At 50.5% G+C, this 17,290-nt stretch carries 17 protein-coding genes; 8 read left to right on the top strand and 9 right to left on the bottom strand.

The features are described 5' to 3' along the window. Positions 1–329 precede the first annotated feature (329 nt). Genes mnmE through rpmH form a run of 5 tightly spaced genes read right to left on the bottom strand, consistent with a single transcriptional unit; the run spans position 330 to position 4,335 of the window. The gene (gene mnmE, locus QWY27_RS09685) at positions 330–1,682 is read right to left on the bottom strand and encodes a tRNA uridine-5-carboxymethylaminomethyl(34) synthesis GTPase MnmE (protein ID WP_290197114.1); all 1,353 of its coding nucleotides are present in this window, start codon (positions 1,680–1,682) and stop codon (positions 330–332) included. 17 nt (positions 1,683–1,699) lie between these two features. After that, positions 1,700–3,424: a membrane protein insertase YidC gene (gene yidC, locus QWY27_RS09680; protein WP_290197112.1), complete on the bottom strand. Its 1,725-nt coding sequence runs from the start codon at positions 3,422–3,424 to the stop codon at positions 1,700–1,702. A 49-nt stretch (positions 3,425–3,473) separates the two neighbouring features. Then, positions 3,474–3,761, bottom strand: a complete 288-nt coding sequence (yidD, locus tag QWY27_RS09675) for a membrane protein insertion efficiency factor YidD (RefSeq protein WP_290197111.1) — start codon at positions 3,759–3,761, stop codon at positions 3,474–3,476. Further along, positions 3,761–4,144, bottom strand: coding sequence for a ribonuclease P protein component (locus QWY27_RS09670; protein ID WP_290197109.1), 384 nt, complete (start codon positions 4,142–4,144; stop codon positions 3,761–3,763). The genes yidD and QWY27_RS09670 overlap by 1 nt, the downstream gene beginning before the upstream one ends. Before the next feature lie 56 nt (positions 4,145–4,200). Continuing rightward, entirely contained in the window at positions 4,201–4,335 is a 135-nt protein-coding gene (gene rpmH / locus QWY27_RS09665) for a 50S ribosomal protein L34 (RefSeq protein ID WP_006578231.1), read from the bottom strand. A 177-nt stretch (positions 4,336–4,512) separates the two neighbouring features. Here rpmH and dnaA point away from each other — a divergent pair, with 177 nt between their 5' ends. The 4 genes from dnaA to QWY27_RS09645 are packed head-to-tail and all read left to right on the top strand — an operon-like array spanning position 4,513 to position 10,710. Continuing rightward, positions 4,513–5,958: a chromosomal replication initiator protein DnaA gene (gene dnaA, locus QWY27_RS09660; protein ID WP_290197079.1), complete on the top strand. Its 1,446-nt coding sequence runs from the start codon at positions 4,513–4,515 to the stop codon at positions 5,956–5,958. 3 nt (positions 5,959–5,961) lie between these two features. Further along, positions 5,962–7,071: a DNA polymerase III subunit beta gene (gene dnaN / locus QWY27_RS09655; RefSeq protein WP_290197077.1), complete on the top strand. Its 1,110-nt coding sequence runs from the start codon at positions 5,962–5,964 to the stop codon at positions 7,069–7,071. A 2-nt stretch (positions 7,072–7,073) separates the two neighbouring features. Further along, positions 7,074–9,539: a DNA topoisomerase (ATP-hydrolyzing) subunit B gene (gyrB, locus tag QWY27_RS09650; RefSeq protein ID WP_290197075.1), complete on the top strand. Its 2,466-nt coding sequence runs from the start codon at positions 7,074–7,076 to the stop codon at positions 9,537–9,539. Positions 9,540–9,555: 16 nt separating this feature from the next. After that, positions 9,556–10,710 carry an iron-containing alcohol dehydrogenase gene (locus QWY27_RS09645; protein WP_290197074.1) on the top strand — a complete coding sequence of 385 codons (1,155 nt, stop codon included), beginning with the start codon at positions 9,556–9,558 and terminating at the stop codon, positions 10,708–10,710. Positions 10,711–10,730: 20 nt separating this feature from the next. On the opposite strand, the gene QWY27_RS09640 is transcribed toward QWY27_RS09645, so the two are convergent. Next, positions 10,731–11,072: a DUF1840 domain-containing protein gene (locus QWY27_RS09640; RefSeq protein ID WP_290197072.1), complete on the bottom strand. Its 342-nt coding sequence runs from the start codon at positions 11,070–11,072 to the stop codon at positions 10,731–10,733. A 75-nt stretch (positions 11,073–11,147) separates the two neighbouring features. Between QWY27_RS09640 and argS the strand changes: the two genes are divergently transcribed. Genes argS through QWY27_RS09625 form a run of 3 tightly spaced genes read left to right on the top strand, consistent with a single transcriptional unit; the run spans position 11,148 to position 14,213 of the window. Continuing rightward, positions 11,148–12,833, top strand: a complete 1,686-nt coding sequence (gene argS, locus QWY27_RS09635; protein WP_290197070.1) for an arginine--tRNA ligase — start codon at positions 11,148–11,150, stop codon at positions 12,831–12,833. A gap of 10 nt (positions 12,834–12,843) precedes the next feature. After that, positions 12,844–13,545 (top strand): SPOR domain-containing protein, encoded by a 702-nt coding sequence (locus QWY27_RS09630; RefSeq protein WP_290197068.1) that lies wholly within the window; start codon positions 12,844–12,846, stop codon positions 13,543–13,545. A 29-nt stretch (positions 13,546–13,574) separates the two neighbouring features. Beyond that, positions 13,575–14,213: a thiol:disulfide interchange protein DsbA/DsbL gene (locus tag QWY27_RS09625; protein ID WP_290197143.1), complete on the top strand. Its 639-nt coding sequence runs from the start codon at positions 13,575–13,577 to the stop codon at positions 14,211–14,213. Between the two features lie 15 nt (positions 14,214–14,228). Here the strand turns inward: QWY27_RS09625 and QWY27_RS09620 are convergent, their stop codons facing one another. The 3 genes from QWY27_RS09620 to QWY27_RS09610 are packed head-to-tail and all read right to left on the bottom strand — an operon-like array spanning position 14,229 to position 16,800. Beyond that, positions 14,229–14,531, bottom strand: coding sequence for a DUF1330 domain-containing protein (locus QWY27_RS09620; RefSeq protein WP_290197066.1), 303 nt, complete (start codon positions 14,529–14,531; stop codon positions 14,229–14,231). 12 nt (positions 14,532–14,543) lie between these two features. Next, positions 14,544–15,770 (bottom strand): cystathionine beta-lyase, encoded by a 1,227-nt coding sequence (gene metC / locus QWY27_RS09615; RefSeq protein ID WP_435433473.1) that lies wholly within the window; start codon positions 15,768–15,770, stop codon positions 14,544–14,546. Then, entirely contained in the window at positions 15,742–16,800 is a 1,059-nt protein-coding gene (locus QWY27_RS09610; RefSeq protein ID WP_290197064.1) for an MBL fold metallo-hydrolase, read from the bottom strand. Before QWY27_RS09610 ends, metC begins: the two co-directional genes overlap by 29 nt. Before the next feature lie 77 nt (positions 16,801–16,877). On the opposite strand from QWY27_RS09610, the gene QWY27_RS09605 reads away from it, so the two are divergent. Then, on the top strand, positions 16,878–17,258 hold the full coding sequence (locus QWY27_RS09605; RefSeq protein WP_290197062.1) for a MerR family transcriptional regulator: 381 nt from the start codon (positions 16,878–16,880) through the stop codon (positions 17,256–17,258). Positions 17,259–17,290 lie beyond the last annotated feature (32 nt).

Genomic DNA, 17,290 nt, shown 5'->3' with positions numbered 1-17,290 from the left:
TTTATATCTTTTTGTTTATATATAAAAACTAATGGATAAGATACCTTGTGGATAACAGGGATAACTTCGGATAAGCATAAAGAATCACAGGGTTAGATGTTTTTTTATTTGTTCGTAAACTCTGTTTGAAATTGTGGAACAACAGGGATAAGTTTGAAGAGAAATCGTAACTGACTGGTTATTCGAAATTCATACACAAAGTATCCACAATCACTTTGCCGTTGTTATCCACAGGATAAAAAAATAGAAAAATTTGTAACAGAGTGAAGATGAGAGGAAAAAACAACACTCTTTACAAAGAAGATATGCAGTAAAAGTTAAAGGTAAACTTATTTACCAATGCAAAAGCGCGAAAAAATTTCACCCAGCAAATCATCTGCGGTCATATGACCAGTGATCGATCCGAGCTGATCATGTGCAAGTCGCAATTCTTCTGCAAACAGATCGAGTACCCGATCGTTTTGCTCAGCATGATAAGAAGCAATCTTTAAATGATTTGCTGCGGCCTCAAGGGCATCTATATGCCGCTGTCTTGCCAGCCATGGACTTTCTTGTCCAGGTTGCCATCCTGCAAGTTCTAGTAGCCTCGATGAAAGAGTATCGAGACCAAATCTCGTTTTAGCAGAGATATAAATCACATCACTTGTCGCAAGAGGAACCGAATCAAGTAGATCCGCCTTGTTGAAAACAGTTAGCAATATGCTTTGAGGTGAACGATGAAGAGCAATTTTTTCATCTAATTTTGTATCTTTAGAAGATGCGTCTTTTAGATTGATTACCACATCAGCTTTTGCTATTTCTGACCAACTGCGTTCAATACCAATGGCTTCGATTTGATCCGTCGTGTCACGTAATCCAGCCGTGTCAACGATAGTGAGGGGGACCCCTTGCAAATGAAGAACTTGAGAGACTTTGTCTCGCGTAGTACCTGCAATTTCCGTGACAATGGCAAGATCTTCCCCAGCCAGTGCATTGAGCAAACTTGATTTACCTACGTTTGGTTCACCGGCTAAAACAACGTGTAATCCCTCACGAAGAACCATACCCTGTCTTGATTGAGACAGGATTTCAGCAAGATGTGTTTGAATATGTTCCAAACGTTCGCGAGCATGATACTTTTCCAGGAATTCAATTTCTTCTTCTGGAAAATCAAGTGTCGCTTCAACCATCAAGCGCAATTGAATAATCGATTGAGCCAATGAATCGATTTCTTTGGAAAATTTACCGCTAAAGGAAGCCATTGCTGCACGCGCTGCGGCTTCTGACGAAGCATCTATTAAATCGGCAATTGCTTCAGCTTGAGCTAAATCGATTTTATCGTTCAAAAAAGCGCGTAAAGTGAACTCGCCTGGAGAGGCCAGGCGCACGTTAAACGCAGAACCGATACGCAGACATTGCTTAAGTAACGATTGCATGACAGCAGGCCCGCCATGACCTTGCAGCTCAAGAACATCTTCGCCAGTATATGAGTGGGGCGCGGAAAAATAGAGGGCAATACCCTGATCGATTGGTACGCCCTCTTGATCACGAAAAACACAATAATGTGCGTGTCGTGGGGTGAGATTTAAACCAAGCAAAGCAAAGATAAAGGGCCCCAGATGGGGCCCCGAGACTCGGATGATGCCAATGCCGCCCCGTCCCGGGGCGGTGGCAATGGCAACGATTGGATATTTATTTTGCATGATTCGTGCAGAATATTTTAACGATGTGCTGCCGCTGCGGCTGCGTTAATCTGACGCATCACATACCACTGTTGTGCAATTGAAAGAATATTGTTGACACACCAGTACAGGACAAGTCCTGATGGGAAAAAGAACATCATCGCACCGAAAACTAAAGGCATAAACATCATGACCTTTGCTTGCATTGGATCAGGTGGCGTTGGATTCAGTTTCATCTGGATAAACATCGTGCCCATCATCACAACAGGCAGGATGAAATATGGATCTTGAACAGCCAAATCTTTAATCCACCAAATCCAAGGCGCACCACGAAGTTCTACGCTTGAACCCAGAACATAATAAAGAGAGATAAAGACTGGAATCTGAACCAGAATGGGTAAGCAGCCACCAAGAGGATTGATCTTTTCTGTCCGATACATCTCCATCATGGCGGTGTTGAGTTTTTGACGATCATCACCAAACTTTTCTTTCAACGCTTGAAGTCGAGGAGCAACAAGTTTCATCTTGGCCATTGAGCGGTAGCTCGCTGCTGAGAGAGGATAAAAAGCTGCCTTGATCAAAATAGTCAATACAACAATGGTCCAACCCCAATTTCCAAGTAACGAGTGCAGCCACGTCATAAGTGAGAAAAGGGGCTTGGCAATAATTGTCAATAAGCCGTAATCAACAACAAGATCCAGGCCGGGAGCTACTTTTTCGAGATCCTCTTGGTCTTGTGGACCGACCCAAAGTTTGGCGGGAATGCTGAGTTGACTGCCTGGAGCAATAGTTCCGACTGGTTCAATGCTTCGAATTGCAAAGAGATTTTTTTGCAGCTCGGTCATTTCATAGCTGCGGTTTTTACCTTGTGGAGGTACCCATGCTGTTACGAAATAATGCTGAACCATCGCAAACCAACCGTTATCAGCTTCTTTGATGTAGGTGGCTTTACGCTTTTCAATTTCAGAGAAAGAAACCTTTTGGAATTTTTCCTGATCGGAGTAAACAACAGGACCTGTAAAGCTCACTGGGCCTGACATAAAACTCGGCGTAGAGTTTTCGCTGGCTGGATCTTTACTGTCGCGTGTGATTTGTAAGTAAACAGCTGGCGTGATGGGTTGAGCAGACAGGTTTTCAATTTGATGGTCAACTAAAATTTCATAGCTACCACGCTTGAGAGTGAAAGTTTTAGTCAGCTTGACGCCACCAGATTCAGAAGCGAATTTAATAACAAGCTGATCACCGCTAAGTTCGCGTTGATCTGTTATCAAGGTGTAGGGAGCAAGATGGGTAGGATAGAGAGTGCCAGCGGGCGCGCCAGTCAATCCTGATTGCACAATATAGATCTGCCCATTGCTGTTATTAAGCAATACAAAAGGCTTGTCTTTTTCCTCACGACTTGGAAATGCCAAAAGGTCTGCACGAACAAGCTGAGCACCCATTAAGTCAAAACTGAGATTCAAGACATCAGTTTTAAAATTAACAAGTTGCGCCTGAGAGGATGCAGAAGATGTAACACCGGGAACATTGCCTGCGACTGCAGCACTGGCAGATGGTGTCACGGGCGCAGTGGGCACGCTCGCTGGCACACCTTTGGTATCTGCGCTGGGCGTAGCTTTGCTGTCCGCAGGCGCTGTCTGTGTAGTGGTTTGCGGTGCACCGCCTAACAGGGACGGATTGCCTTGGTGGACTTGCCAGTTGTTCCACAGCATCAGCAGGGAAAACGAGAAAATCATCAATAGGATGGTGCGTCGGATGTCCATTCTTGCCTAAATTAAAAAAAGCTCACCAGCGAAGGCTCGCAGTTTAGCGTTAATCAGGATGATTGCGGGATTGAGATGCCGGATTGGCCTCTTGGGTATTTGTGCCTCGGTGTGCAGATCGCGGCACAGGATCATGTCCACCCTTGCACCAAGGGTGACAGCGAGAAACGCGTCGGATTGCCAGAATCAAGCCAATAAAGGGCCCACGTACTTGTATGGCCTCTATTGCATAGTTAGAACAACTAGGGGTAAAGCGACACCAATGCCCTAGCCAAGGACTCAATAAATATTGATAAGCCTTGATCGGGGCAATTAAGAAAGATTTAAGCCAGCGCATTATTGATGGATACGCAAAAAATGCGCATCGACCTCTTTTCTGGCAGCGAGCTTGAGCTCGGTTAAAGATATTGACCGGATGGGCTTATGCAAGCGGACAACGAAATCATGAGGAGGCAATTCAAGTCGTTTCAGGCGAAAAGCTTCGCGAACCACCCTTTTCAGGGCATTTCGTGTCGAGGCGAGATGCGCAAAACGTTTTGCCATAATGAGCCCGAGCCTCGCACATGGCGGATCAGTAGATGCCTCTGATTCATCATACGGGCGTAAGTGAGCGGTCACTACGAAATAAGCCCCACGCGCAATACGGCGACCCGCAAGGGCCGCAGCAAATTCGGTGGGGCGGTGCAAGCGCGCCGCCGCGGGAAACGTGGCGCGAGACATAACAAAGCAAAGGAGCGAGGCAAAGGCAGCTGGCCAAATCCTCACTACCAGCCGTATTAGACGGCTAAACGCTTGCGGCCTTTGGCGCGGCGAGCGTTGATGACTGCACGGCCACCACGAGTTTTCATCCGGACACGAAAACCGTGCGTGCGCTTGCGGCGGGTGACGGAGGGTTGGTAGGTACGTTTCATGATTAAGGGCCCAACAAAGAGCGAAAAGTTTAGGAATAACTCGAAAAGCCCTCCATTTCATCAAAAAACACGAGACAAGTCAAATGTTTACCTTTGCCTACTCGGACAAATACGGATATAGCCTGTGGATAACCTATGCCTTCACAGGGTAGAATCAAGGTTTGATCAGTGAGTCACATGAACGAGTTTTGGCAATCCTGCGTCTCCCATTTGGAGCAGGACTTTCCCCCACAGCAAATCAGCGCATGGATACGTCCGCTGGTGCCCCTAGCCTTTGATGAAAACAAGGCGCAGCTGCGTGTTTCCGCTCCAAACAGATTCAAACTGGATTGGGTACGAAAAAATTTCGCTCAACAGATAGAGGCCTTTGCGACGAAATGGTTCAACCGACCCGTTGAAGTATTGTTCGAATTGTCCGCATCCGTTAATAGCGAGCGGCCAAAAGCGCGCGTGTCGACAGTTATTACACAAAATAATCCAGTCAAACAAGAGTCCAGCGTTCTTGGTGAAACAAGATCCAATCAAGAACCGATCGGCACCATAGACGAACCCGCTCCCCTTCAAACCCGCAACGCGGCAGCCATCACGCCTGTCGATGACAAGTCGCGACTCAACGTAGATCTGACGTTTGATAATTTTGTAACAGGCAAAGCCAATCAATTGGCACGTGCGGCTGCATTGCAGGTCGCTGAAAACCCGGGGATTTCATACAACCCGCTGTTTTTATATGGCGGTGTGGGCTTGGGCAAGACCCATTTGATCCATGCGATTGGAAACGCCATGGTGACTGCAGGTCATGGTGTACGCGTGCGCTATGTCCATGCGGATCAATACGTTTCGGATGTTGTCAAAGCCTATCAGCGCAAGGCATTTGACGATTTCAAGCGTTACTACCATTCGCTCGATCTTTTATTGATTGATGATATTCAGTTTTTCTCCGGTAAAAGCAGAACGCAAGAAGAGTTTTTCTATGCGTTTGAAGCCATGGTGGCGCAACGCAAGCAGATCATCATTACAAGCGATACGTATCCTAAAGAGCTCGCTGGCATTGATAGTCGATTGATTTCGAGGTTCGACTCTGGTTTAACAGTAGCGATCGAGCCACCAGAACTGGAAATGCGCGTCGCAATTTTGTTGCGTAAAGCCGAGCAAGAGGGCCTGGCAATGCCGGAAGAGGTCGCATTCTTCATTGCGAAACATTTGCGTAGTAATGTTCGTGAACTTGAAGGTGCTCTCAAAAAGGTCGTGGCGTACGCCAGGTTCCACGGCAAGGACGTGGCGAATGTCGATATCTGTAAAGATGCGCTCAAGGATTTACTTTCAGTCTCAAGCGGTCAGGTGACGGTTGAAAATATTCAAAAAACAGTCGCCGACTATTACAAAATAAAGGTTGCAGATATGTATTCAAAGCGACGACCTGCCAACATTGCAATGCCGCGACAGGTTGCAATGTACCTTGCAAAAGAACTGACGCAAAAAAGCTTGCCGGACATTGGAGATATGTTTGGCGGGCGAGATCACACGACGGTTTTACATGCTGTCAGGAAAATAGCTGATTTGCGTGCAAAACAAGCAGACCTTAACCATACGCTGCATGTGCTCGAACAAACTCTAAAGGGATAATTCATGCAACTTGTACAAACCCCACGTGACGCGCTTTTAAAGCCGTTATCGACTGTCGCCGGAATTGTTGAGCGCAGACATACACTGCCTATCCTCGCGAACATTTTGTTGCGCAAAGAAGCTGACAGGGTGTCCTTTATCGCCACCGATCTCGAAGTGCAGATTACAACGCATGCAAGCTTTGGTGTCGGGTCTGAAACTGAGTCCTTAACTGTAGCGGCGCGAAAATTTGTAGACATCTTGCGTGCTTTGCCAGATACGGGTGATGTCAAGCTATCAACGGCCAGTGGCAAACTTGCCATTCAGTCGGGAAAGAGCCGATTTTCCTTGCAAACGCTGGCTGCGACTGAATTTCCCACAATGACGCAACCAGAGCGTTGGGATGTTTCGCTGACGCTCACACGTAAAACGCTTAAGCACTTGTTCAACATGGTGCATTTCGCGATGGCGCAACAAGACATTCGCTATTATTTGAATGGCATGTTGATGGTGTTTGAGCCCGGCTTGTTGCGCGCGGTCGCGACAGATGGCCATCGTTTGGCTCATAGTTCAACGCCTGTGAATGGTGTAACGGTTAAACATGAAGTAATCGTGCCACGAAAGACGGTCCTTGAAATGCAGCGTTTGCTTGATGACAGCGAAGAGCCCGTCACAATTGACGTGGCGCCCGGGCAGATCCGTTTTTCCTTCGGACATGTCGAACTCGTGTCCAAGTTGGTCGAGGGAAAATTTCCCGACTTCAACCGCGTCATTCCAACAAATTACACACGCCATTTTGATGTGTCCCGCGAAGTCTTGCAGGGAAGCCTTCAGCGCGCAGCGATTTTGACCACGGACAAATTCCGCAGTGTCAGATTGCAGCTGGGGCAAAATTTATTGAAGATTTCCTCGACCAATGCCGAGCAGGAAGAGGCGCAAGAAGAAATTGATATTGATTATGGTCACGAAGCTCTGGACGTTGGTTTCAACGTGAGCTATTTGCTGGATTTTCTGGCCAACGTCAAAGCTGAAACGATTCGCTGGTCAATCATGCCCGATGCGAACGCTTCAGCCCTTATTACTTTGCACGATGACGAATCGTTTAAATACGTTGTCATGCCCATGCGGATCTAAACATGTCAGATAACAATCAAGTAGCGGATCAAAGCCCGGAAGATATGGACGCCTATGGCGCAGACTCGATCAAGATGCTCAAGGGCCTTGAGGCGGTTCGTAAGCGCCCAGGCATGTACATCGGCGACACATCCGACGGGACAGGCCTGCATCACATGGTGTTCGAAGTGGTCGACAATGCGATCGACGAGGCTTTGGCTGGTCATTGTGATGACATCGTCGTAACGATTCATGGCGATAACTCAATCTCTGTCACGGATAACGGTCGTGGTATCCCTACCGACATCCACAAGGACGATGAGTTCGGTCGAAGTGCGGCTGAAATTGTATTGACCGAACTACATGCGGGTGGAAAGTTTGATCAGAACTCATATAAAGTTTCTGGTGGTCTGCATGGCGTAGGCGTATCTTGTGTCAATGCCTTGTCCTCCTGGTTGCGTTTAACGATTCGTCGTAATGGCCAGGTTCATGAAATGGAGTTCCGTCAAGGTGAGCGCGTGCAGCCTCTGACGGTGACGGGAAAAACAGAAAAGCGAGGAACGGAAGTTCATTTTCTGGCCGACACAAGCATTTTCAACAACGTTGAATACCATTACGAGATTTTGTCCAAGCGATTGCGAGAGCTTTCGTTTTTGAATAATGGCGTCAAAATCAGATTGATTGATCAACGTCAGGGCAAAGAGGAAAACTTTGCGTTTTCGGGTGGCGTAAAAGGTTTTGTCGAGTACATCAACCGAAGTAAAACCGTCCTGCATCCAAATGTGTTTTCAGTCAGCACGGAATCAAATGCTGGCGGCACGCTTGTCGGTGTAGACGTCGCGATGCAATGGAACGATGGTTACAACGAGCAGGTATTGTGTTTCACCAACAATATCCCTCAGCGCGACGGTGGTACACATTTGACAGGTTTGCGCGCAGCAATGACGCGCATTCTGAATAAATACATCGCAGATAACGAGCTGGCTAAACGCGCAAAGGTTGAAACAACCGGCGACGACATGCGAGAAGGCTTGACGTGTGTGTTGTCAGTGAAAGTTCCTGAGCCAAAGTTTAGTAGCCAGACAAAAGACAAGCTGGTGTCAAGTGAGGTGCGACCCGCCGTCGAAGAAGCTGTTGCCCGCACCCTTGAGACCTGGCTGCTGGAAAACCCAATCGATGCGAAAGCATTGTGCGCCAAGGTTGTTGAGGCGGCACGGGCTCGCGAAGCCGCGCGTAAAGCACGCGAAATGACGCGCCGTAAAAGTGTCCTGGAAGGCGCTGGCCTACCGGGCAAACTTGCGGACTGTCAGGAGAAAGATCCTGCCTTGTGCGAGTTGTATATCGTCGAGGGTGATTCCGCGGGTGGTTCTGCCAAGCAGGGTCGGGACAGAAAATTCCAAGCCATTTTGCCGTTGCGCGGAAAAGTATTGAACGTCGAAAAAGCACGCTTCGATAAGCTCATTGCCAGTGAGCAAATCACAACGCTCATCACAGCGCTTGGCACGAGTATCGGTCCAGACTTTAATGTTGAAAAGCTTCGTTATCACCGCATCATCATCATGACCGACGCGGACGTTGACGGCGCGCACATTCGAACCTTGCTTTTGACTTTGTTGTATCGCCAGATGCCAGAGCTGGTTGAGCGCGGTTACATCTATATTGCCCAGCCACCGCTCTATAAGGTCAAGTCAGGAAAAGACGAGCGTTATCTGAAAGATGAGGTTGAAGAAGCCAGTTATATGTTGCAAGTATCCCTCAAGGATGCTTCGCTAGTCCCGCAGGCAGGCGCCGCACCGATTTCGGGCGATGCGCTGGCCGAATTGGCGAAACAATATGTCATGGCGGACGGCGTGATTGCGAGACTGAGTCGGTTTATGGACGAATCGACCCTTTCCGCAATCGTCGGCGGAGCAACAGTTGAGTTGGACACCGAGGAGCATGCAGCGGCGTCGGCCAAGCGTTTGCAAGCCGCCCTTCAAGATCCTCTTTTGCCCAATCAAGTAGACGTTGTGTCCGAATATCACCAAGGGTCTGAAAGGTATCGCCTGATCGTTCGTCGTAAACATCATGGCAACGTACGTGTCACCGTATTGGATTCGGACTTTGTCAATGGAGCGGATTATGGCGTGCTGGCGCGTGCGGCAGCGACGTTCCAGGGTCTCGTTGGCAAGGGTGCGGTGGTCGCACGTGGCGAGGGCGACAAGCGCAAGGAATCCATGGTTGCAGATTTCCGCGAAGCGATGCAATGGTTGCGTAGTGAAGCAGATCGCAACGTCAGCAAGCAGCGTTACAAGGGTCTGGGCGAAATGAATCCAGAGCAACTTTGGGAGACCACGATGGATCCCAAGGTGCGTCGTCTGTTGCGTGTGCAGATCGAAGACGCGATTGCCGCGGACGAAATTTTCACCACGCTGATGGGTGATAATGTTGAGCCCCGACGCGCGTTTATTGAAACGCACGCCTTGCAAGCGGCAAATTTGGATGTGTAACTAAAAGGTTTTTGTGATGACGATTTCAAGTTTTTTATGCCCGACGACTATTTATATGGGTCAAGGCTCTTATCAAAAAATCTCTGAGATCGTCCACAAGCTCCAGTGTCGACGTGTGTTTATCGCACTCGATGCCGCCTTGGCATCGAGCGATTTCTATGACCAAATCAGGAAGTTGTTAAATGATGCTGGAATAGAGATTGCAACTTATACAGAAATAGAGCCTGATCCAAGCGCGACGACCGTTGAAAAAGCGTTTGCGGTCTGTCAGGCGCATCAGGCAACCGTGTTGCTGGCAATTGGCGGTGGCAGCACCATGGATGTGGCCAAGGCGGTTGGTATTTTGGCAACCAATGGCGGCCGGATTCATGATTACGAAGGGATTGAAAAGTTTTCCACAGCGCCCTTGCCGTTGATCGCGATTCCTACAACAGCAGGGACGGGTTCTGAGGTGTCAGGTTCTTGCGTCATCTCTGACACAGAAAAAAATCTTAAAATGTCGATCCGACATGCTGCGCTGAATCCTGCGGCGTACGCTATTTTGGATCCGTTGGCCTTACGAACTGTTCCGGCTCATGTGGCCGCGCACTCCGGTATTGATGCATTTGTTCACGCCTTTGAGTCGTATATTTCCCGACAGTCCAACCTCATGACCGATGCCATCAACTTGCAGGCGATTGAGTTACTGGCAGGAAATATCAGGCAGTTCGTCGCGAATCGCGAAAACCTGACTGCCGGACTGAATATGTTGGTGGGTTCCGCGCTGGCGGGGATCACGTTTGGACAAACGGGATTGGGCAATGTGCACTGTATGGCGCGTTTTGTGGGTGCGCGTTTTCATTTATCCCACGGGCTCTCCAATGCCGTGTGTTTGCCACACGTTGCGCAGTTTAATTTAGCCGCTTGTCCTGAGAAATATGCACGCGTGGCGATCGCGATGGGACGTCCAGTTCAGCAATGGCCCGTGCTTGACGCTGCGCAAGCTGCTGTCGAGGCGATCCGAAGCATGTGCGAGGATCTGGGTATTCCGAGTCGCTTGCGGGATGTAGGCGCCGAGCCGCAAACGTTTGCCGAAATGTCTGAACAATGTCTGGCGGCTAACTACAATCGGTGGAATCCCCGGCATACGACAGTGGCCGACTTTCGCGCGCTGTTTGAGCGCGCGTACTAGTAGGAATGAATCGTTGGCCTTTACCAACCGGAGCCGGCTTCCCACATAACGGGCACTTTCTGCTTTTGTGCGCGTTTGAGCAAGTCTAAAAGCGGGAAAGCGCGTTGTCTGAGGCCAACATGCGCGGAAAGCGCGTCTTTGGGTTGTTCGTTTTCTTCTGTTTCTTCGAGGTTTTGTTTGGGCTCTGCAGCAATGGCGTGTTCGAGACGCTCAATTGCCGAATCGAGCTGTTCGGGCATGCAGACGCCGCGCTTGAGCAAGTCTTTGTCATCCGTTTTACCAATGATGGTGAGAAGCGGTTTGGCGTGTTGAGCCAGCATCAGAATATCCGCGCCGGCTTTGCTGCTGAAAGTAACAAGCATGAAGGCCTCCTGTAGGTTGGTCATGGCTTAATTCAGGCTATGATTTAAGCCTTCCTATCGCTATAGTCTACGCCCATGCTCCTCGAGCAACAAAATACCCTGATTTCTTGTATCCATGCGGCTGTGTCCGCAATCTTGCCTGACGCAACCCCTACGGTACTGTTAGAGCGTCCCAAGGTTGCCACGCACGGAGATTTGGCGACGAATGTCGCCATGCAGCTTGCCAAGCCGGCAAAGCGTAATCCGCGCGACTTGGCGCAAGCCATTCTCGATGTGTTGATGGCAAATCCTCAAGCGCGCACGTTGATCGCGCAAGCAGAATTAGCCGGACCGGGATTCATTAACTTCCGATTGACACATGCTGCGCGAACCGCGGTCATGCATGCAATTGCGCAACAAGGCGAGGCATTTGGTCGCGCGCCACGTCAGGCACAAAAGGTATTGGTTGAGTTTGTCTCCGCCAATCCGACAGGTCCTTTGCACGTCGGACATGCTCGTCAGGCGGCGCTCGGCGATGCTCTGTGCCGGTTGTTTGACGCGAATGGCTTTGAGGTGAGTCGCGAGTTTTATTACAACGATGCAGGCAATCAAATCCAAAACTTGGCAATCAGTGTGCAAGCACGAGGTCGGGGGATCGAACCGGAGGCGGACAACTATCCTGCAGATGGCTATCGGGGAGACTATATCGTCGATATCGCGCGCGACTTTGTTGCCAAAGCAACGGTAAGTGCCAGCGACGGTGAGCCAGTCTTGGCCAACGGAGATTTGAACGACCTGGATAATATCCGCCGCTTTGCCGTGACATATTTGCGTCGAGAGCAGGACTTGGATCTACAGGCATTTGGCTTGGCGTTTGACCATTATTACTTGGAAAGCTCGCTGTACACCTCGGGTCGGGTAGAGGATACGGTCAATAAACTGATCGCGAGCGGCCATACCTATGAAAGTGAAGGCGCGCTCTGGTTGCGCACAACCGAGCTTGGCACGGGCGATGATAAAGACCGCGTCATGCGCAAGTCCGAGGGTGGCTACACCTACTTTGTCCCTGATGTCGCCTATCACGTCACGAAATGGCAGCGTGGATATACACGCGCCATCAATATCCAGGGTAGCGATCATCACGGAACCGTTGCGCGCGTGCGGGCCGGTTTGCAAGCTCTCGCAATGGGTATCCCCGCTGACTATCCTGCCTATGTGCTTCACAAAATGGTCAAGGTTGTTCGCGGTGGCGAAGAAGTCAAGATTTCCAAGCGCGCGGGTAGTTACGTCACGTTGCGCGACCTGATCGAATGGGTGGGACGCGATGCGGTTCGCTTCTTTTTGATTCAACGGCGTGCTGACACCGAGTTCGTCTTTGATGTGGATCTCGCGCGTTCGCAAAGCGAAGAAAATCCTGTCTACTATATCCAATATGCGCATGCTCGGATATGCTCGATGTTGGCAACGGCTGGATTAAGTCTGGCCGAATTGCATGCCGCCTCGACGGATGTGTTGACGGCACCATCGGAGCTGGCATTGATGCAGCGTTTGGCCGAGTTTCCGTCGCTGGTTAAACAGGCCGCGGCGGAGTTGTCACCCCATCTTGTCGCATTCTGGCTAAGGGATTGCGCGTCAGACTTTCACGCTTGGTATAACGCGGAACGGGTGTTGGTTGATGATTCTGTGCTCAAGTACGCCCGCCTGCGTCTGGCTGATGCGACGCGCCAAGTGATCGCCAATGGCCTTGAGCTATTGGGTGTTTCCGCACCAGAACGGATGTAAGATCATCACCATGGCTAAACGTAAATCATCCGGCTCAAGCACAATGTACGGCGTTCTGGCAGGACTGTTGATCGGTCTGGGTGTTGCCGCGGGGGTTGCCTATTATGTGGTGAAGGCACCGATGCCCTTTATGGATAAAGCCAGCCGTTCACCTGATGCGCCAGGCACGCCTGATCCACGCAATGCTCCGGATCCGAACGCTGCGTTAAGTGCACGGGAGGTTGGACCGGTCACGGCACCGAGTTCTCCGGATCAACCGACAGGGCAGGTTGTCATGCCTGGCGCAGGTCAGGCAGCCCAGTCTACAACAGGGACTCCCAAGCAAAACGGTGATGCGCTCGGCTCTCTGATTGATACGCTGACGCCTACACCGAACGCAACAACACGCCCCGCCCAGACGCCATCAACTGCCGCGCCCACCCAGGCGAGTCGTCCAGAGTCGGCAACGACACCTTCAACCGCAAAAACTCCCCCTAGCACGGGTGGCCCTTATTATTTGCAAGTCGGGTCATTCAGGGTACTAGAGGATGCTGAGGCCTTGCGTGCCAAAATTATCCTAATGGGGATGCCGGTTGAAATTCAGCGCGCCGAAGTCAACGGCTTGCAGGTTAATCGTGTCCGTGTCGGGCCGTTCGCACGCATAGACGATATGAATCAGACCCGTATACGCCTCGGGCAAGAAAAAATTCCTACTGCCGTCGTACGACAGTAATCAACCGTTTTCCTATAGGACGAATCGTGATGACACATCAGATCTCTACGCGCTTCATTGCAATGATGTTTGCGATGGTCGCAGTATTTTTCACTGCGGGCAGCTTTGCGCAAGGCTCACCTGCCGCAAAAGGCAAGTTTATTGAAATCACACCCGCGCAAGCCACTGAGCCAGGAAAGGTTGAAGTCCTGGAGTTTTTTTCCTATGGTTGCGGCCATTGCGCGGCTATTGAGCCTTTGCTTGAAAAATGGATCAAAGCGCAGCCAGCGGATGTGGTCGTTCGTGGTGTTCCCGTAGCATTCAATGCAAGCATGAAACCTTTGCAACGTTTGTATTATGCGTTGGAGGCACTCAATCGTTTGGATTTGCACCCTAAAGTGTTTAAAGCCATCCATCAGGAAAAAAAGCGCCTCTTCACAAAGGCAGAAATCAAGAGTTGGATTGCTTCACAAGGCGTGGATGCAGAGAAATTCGATGCTGCGTATGAGTCTTTCGGTGTGTCATCTAAGGCAAGCCGCGCCGACCAACTCGTAACGGCCTACCGTATCCAGGGTACGCCGACCGTAGCTGTTGCAGGACGCTTTGTGACGTCGCCTTCAGAAGCGGGCGGCTATCAGCAGACCTTGGATGTCGCGACGGACTTGATTAAACAGTCCAGGGCAAAGTAATTCGCCGATTGATTTTCATGTCCCCCGCATGATGTAAAACGTATGGACATGGGCGTATTTGTCTCGATGAAGTTTGGCTTCCTGATACAGATCTGAATCGTAAAAGGCAAGCGCGTCTTCGTATCTGTCAAACTCAAGCAAGACCCGTCGACGGGAGTCGGTGGGTCCATTTTTCACTGTCACCTCTCCTCCCCGCATGACAAACCGCCCGTTAAAGGCGGCGACGGCCGCCGTGGATCTTGGCTGGTAGTGCGCTTTGAAATTGTCCATGTCATGGACCTCAAGCTCTACAAATATATAACCTTTGTCTTTAGACATGAATTGCTCACTTTATTTTTTAATTTTAGCCAGGGCTTGCTTGAGATCCTCGATCAAATCGTCAACGGACTCTAAACCGATGTGCAAACGGATCAGTGCGTGCGCGTGGTGCTTCCAATACTGATGCGAGGATAGGTTGCCTGGCTCGACCCATTGCACGAGGCTTTCAAAGCCGCCCCACGAAAAGCCGATACCAAAGAGTTCCAGCGCATCCACGAAGGGTTTTGCAGCATCAGGAGAACAATTCAGCTCAATAGAGAGCATGCCATTAGAGCCGGTGCAGTCGCGTTGCCACAGCGCATGACCAGCGTCTTTATGCCAGGCGGGATGATAGATCTGTAGAACTTCAGGTTGATGGTCTAAAAATTTGCAAACCTCAAGGGCATTGCGCGCATGCTGCGGCATACGGACTGCCATGGTTTTCACGCCACGCAGCGCAAGCCAGGCGTCATCGGCGCTGACGGAGTTACCCATGGCGTATTGGGCGGAATGAATGCGTGCAGCAAGTTTTTGATCGTTGACAACCACTGCGCCAAGCATGACATCAGAGTGTCCCGCGACGTATTTTGTGCCGGCGACGATGGATACGTCGGCGCCAAGCATCAATGGCCGGTAGATATAACCCGAGCCCCAGGTGTTGTCGGTGGCCAGGATCAGACCGTGGGCTTTGGCTTGAGCCGAAAGCGCGGGCATATCCAGCATTTCGTACAACAATGATCCGGGTGATTCAACATAAATCATTTTTGTATTGGGTTGAACCAGTTGTGCGATGTCGTCCCGTTCTGCGGAAAAGTACGTTACCGAAATACCGAAGCCTTGCAGCAATGCGCGATCAAGATTGCGCACCGGGCCGTAGACGCAATCAGCGACGAGGACATGATCGCCTGTTTTGAGCAAGCCAAGGAAGGCAATGTTAATGGCAGCCATGCCAGAAGGCGCCAAGACACAATATGTGCCGCCTTCGAGCTGCATGAAAACGTCTTCAAGTGCTCGATGGGTATCCATACCGGAGCGTCCGTAGGTGATCGCGCGCTCACCAGCCAGTCTGCGTGTCATGGCGCGATCAAGCGCCGCAAGATTTTCAAAGCGCACCGTGCTGGTTCGCATGGAGGGCAGACTGACTGGTGCGGTACCTGTATCTGGATCGAAGGGGGCGCTACCGATATGAAGAAGTCGTGTGTCGAGATGATGTGTAGTCAAGGCGCGTCCTTTAAGTTCTGACAAAGCGGATAATGCCATCGGAGCAAAGCTCACGCGAAAGTTTGCCCTCAAAATACAGGGCATGTAAGTGCGCGATGGCTTCACCCATTGCAAAGGTTGTTTGATGTAAGTCTAGCTTACGCTTGAAAAGAACGGGCAAGATATCAGTGGTGGACTGAGGTGTGACACAGGCTGCGAGCACCTCATCGAGTCGCTCGGCGTGGTGTTCATGTTGTTGTGCGATGCGTTCGTGCAGGCCTTTGAAAGGTTTGCCATGCGAAGGCAAGATGAGCGTGTCTGCAGGAAGGTGCTGAAAGTTATCCAGTGAGTTGAGATAAAGAGGCAGTGGATTGCCTAGTGGCTCGTAATCGAAAACGCTGACATTTGTTGAAATTCGCGGAAGAACCATATCACCAGAAATAAGGACATTTTTATCAGCACAGAAAAGAGAAATATGTTCGGGCGCGTGTCCGTATCCGACAATGGCTTTCCAGTCGCAACCGCCAATTTTGATTGTTTGTCCGTTCATGATCCGCACGTAAGAAGCGGGCATATCAGGAACGAGGCTTGGATAGTAGGAGGCGCGGGCTCGAATTTGTTCGAGGGCTTCGGGATCGGTCATGCCATGTCGACCTAGGTGTTGCGCGGCACTCTCGCCGCCTGTGGCGCCCGTTCCCTGCCCGACCGACCAGAGCTTTGCGGTCATATAGTCGGTCATGCTCATGGTGAGAGGAACATTCCATCTTTTGCAAAGCCAGCTTGCGAGACCGACGTGGTCAGGATGCATGTGTGTGACGATGACACGTAGAACAGGCAGGCCCTGCAGTTGTGTGGCGAATATTTCTTCCCAGAGCGCTTTGACCTCGTCCCTGCTGATGCCGCAGTCCACAATAGTCCAGCCCTCTACCCCGTCGATCTTGTCGCGCAAGAGCCAAAGGTTGATGTGGTCAAGCGCAAAGGGGAGCGGCATGCGGATCCAGCGAACGCCGGGTGCGAGCTCCATCGTTGTGCCGGGGCCGGGCATGTTGTCTGCAAAGGGATACTGCAGTTGATGCTCCAGGGGGTTCATATTTAGTTGTCTCCAAGCTTGACGGTTTGATCGGTCCATCATAATTTACGTTTACGTAAACTGCCACCAAGAAAATCATGACTTCAACGACCTGGACGATTACTGATTTGTCCAAAGAGTTCGATATTACGCCTCGTACGATCCGGTTTTATGAGGATCACGGGATCCTTAAACCAGCTCGCGAGGGTAATCGCAGGATTTATGTGGCGCGCGATCGTACGCGGTTGAAATTGGCGCTGCGTGGCAAGCGCTTGGGGCTGACGCTTTCTGCGATCCGTGAGCTCGTGGATATGTACGAGGGGCCGCGTGACACTGTGCCTCAACTCAAGCACTACCTGTCCGTCCTGGAGAGTCAACGCGCCAGCCTGGAGCAGCAGCGCAGTGATTTGGAAGAAACGCTAGCCGAAATTGTGCAGCAGCAAAAGCAATGCGAGGCGTTACTGAGGGCCAAAAAGTGACAGCTAAAAAGTGACTAATTGTCTTGAGTCGA

Source organism: Zwartia vadi, from assembly GCF_030410375.1.
Taxonomy (GTDB): domain Bacteria; phylum Pseudomonadota; class Gammaproteobacteria; order Burkholderiales; family Burkholderiaceae_B; genus Zwartia; species Zwartia vadi.
The sequence above is the reverse complement of the archived record's forward strand: the minus strand, read 5'-3'. Positions and strand labels throughout refer to the sequence as shown.

What these genes read in the sequence shown, in the direction of transcription:
- dnaA (WP_290197079.1), top strand. Translation starts at nt 4,513, where the DNA reads ATGAACGAGTTTTGGCAATCCTGCGTCTCCCATTTGGAGCAGGACTTT.
- QWY27_RS09605 (WP_290197062.1), top strand. Translation starts at nt 16,878, where the DNA reads ATGACTTCAACGACCTGGACGATTACTGATTTGTCCAAAGAGTTCGAT.
- yidC (WP_290197112.1), bottom strand. Translation starts at nt 3,424, where the DNA reads ATGGACATCCGACGCACCATCCTATTGATGATTTTCTCGTTTTCCCTG.
- QWY27_RS09645 (WP_290197074.1), top strand. Translation starts at nt 9,556, where the DNA reads ATGACGATTTCAAGTTTTTTATGCCCGACGACTATTTATATGGGTCAA.
- yidD (WP_290197111.1), bottom strand. Translation starts at nt 3,761, where the DNA reads ATGCGCTGGCTTAAATCTTTCTTAATTGCCCCGATCAAGGCTTATCAA.
- argS (WP_290197070.1), top strand. Translation starts at nt 11,148, where the DNA reads ATGCTCCTCGAGCAACAAAATACCCTGATTTCTTGTATCCATGCGGCT.
- dnaN (WP_290197077.1), top strand. Translation starts at nt 5,962, where the DNA reads ATGCAACTTGTACAAACCCCACGTGACGCGCTTTTAAAGCCGTTATCG.
- QWY27_RS09620 (WP_290197066.1), bottom strand. Translation starts at nt 14,531, where the DNA reads ATGTCTAAAGACAAAGGTTATATATTTGTAGAGCTTGAGGTCCATGAC.
- mnmE (WP_290197114.1), bottom strand. Translation starts at nt 1,682, where the DNA reads ATGCAAAATAAATATCCAATCGTTGCCATTGCCACCGCCCCGGGACGG.
- gyrB (WP_290197075.1), top strand. Translation starts at nt 7,074, where the DNA reads ATGTCAGATAACAATCAAGTAGCGGATCAAAGCCCGGAAGATATGGAC.
- QWY27_RS09625 (WP_290197143.1), top strand. Translation starts at nt 13,575, where the DNA reads ATGACACATCAGATCTCTACGCGCTTCATTGCAATGATGTTTGCGATG.
- rpmH (WP_006578231.1), bottom strand. Translation starts at nt 4,335, where the DNA reads ATGAAACGTACCTACCAACCCTCCGTCACCCGCCGCAAGCGCACGCAC.
- QWY27_RS09630 (WP_290197068.1), top strand. Translation starts at nt 12,844, where the DNA reads ATGGCTAAACGTAAATCATCCGGCTCAAGCACAATGTACGGCGTTCTG.
- QWY27_RS09640 (WP_290197072.1), bottom strand. Translation starts at nt 11,072, where the DNA reads ATGCTTGTTACTTTCAGCAGCAAAGCCGGCGCGGATATTCTGATGCTG.
- metC (WP_435433473.1), bottom strand. Translation starts at nt 15,770, where the DNA reads ATGGCATTATCCGCTTTGTCAGAACTTAAAGGACGCGCCTTGACTACA.
- QWY27_RS09670 (WP_290197109.1), bottom strand. Translation starts at nt 4,144, where the DNA reads ATGTCTCGCGCCACGTTTCCCGCGGCGGCGCGCTTGCACCGCCCCACC.
- QWY27_RS09610 (WP_290197064.1), bottom strand. Translation starts at nt 16,800, where the DNA reads ATGAACCCCCTGGAGCATCAACTGCAGTATCCCTTTGCAGACAACATG.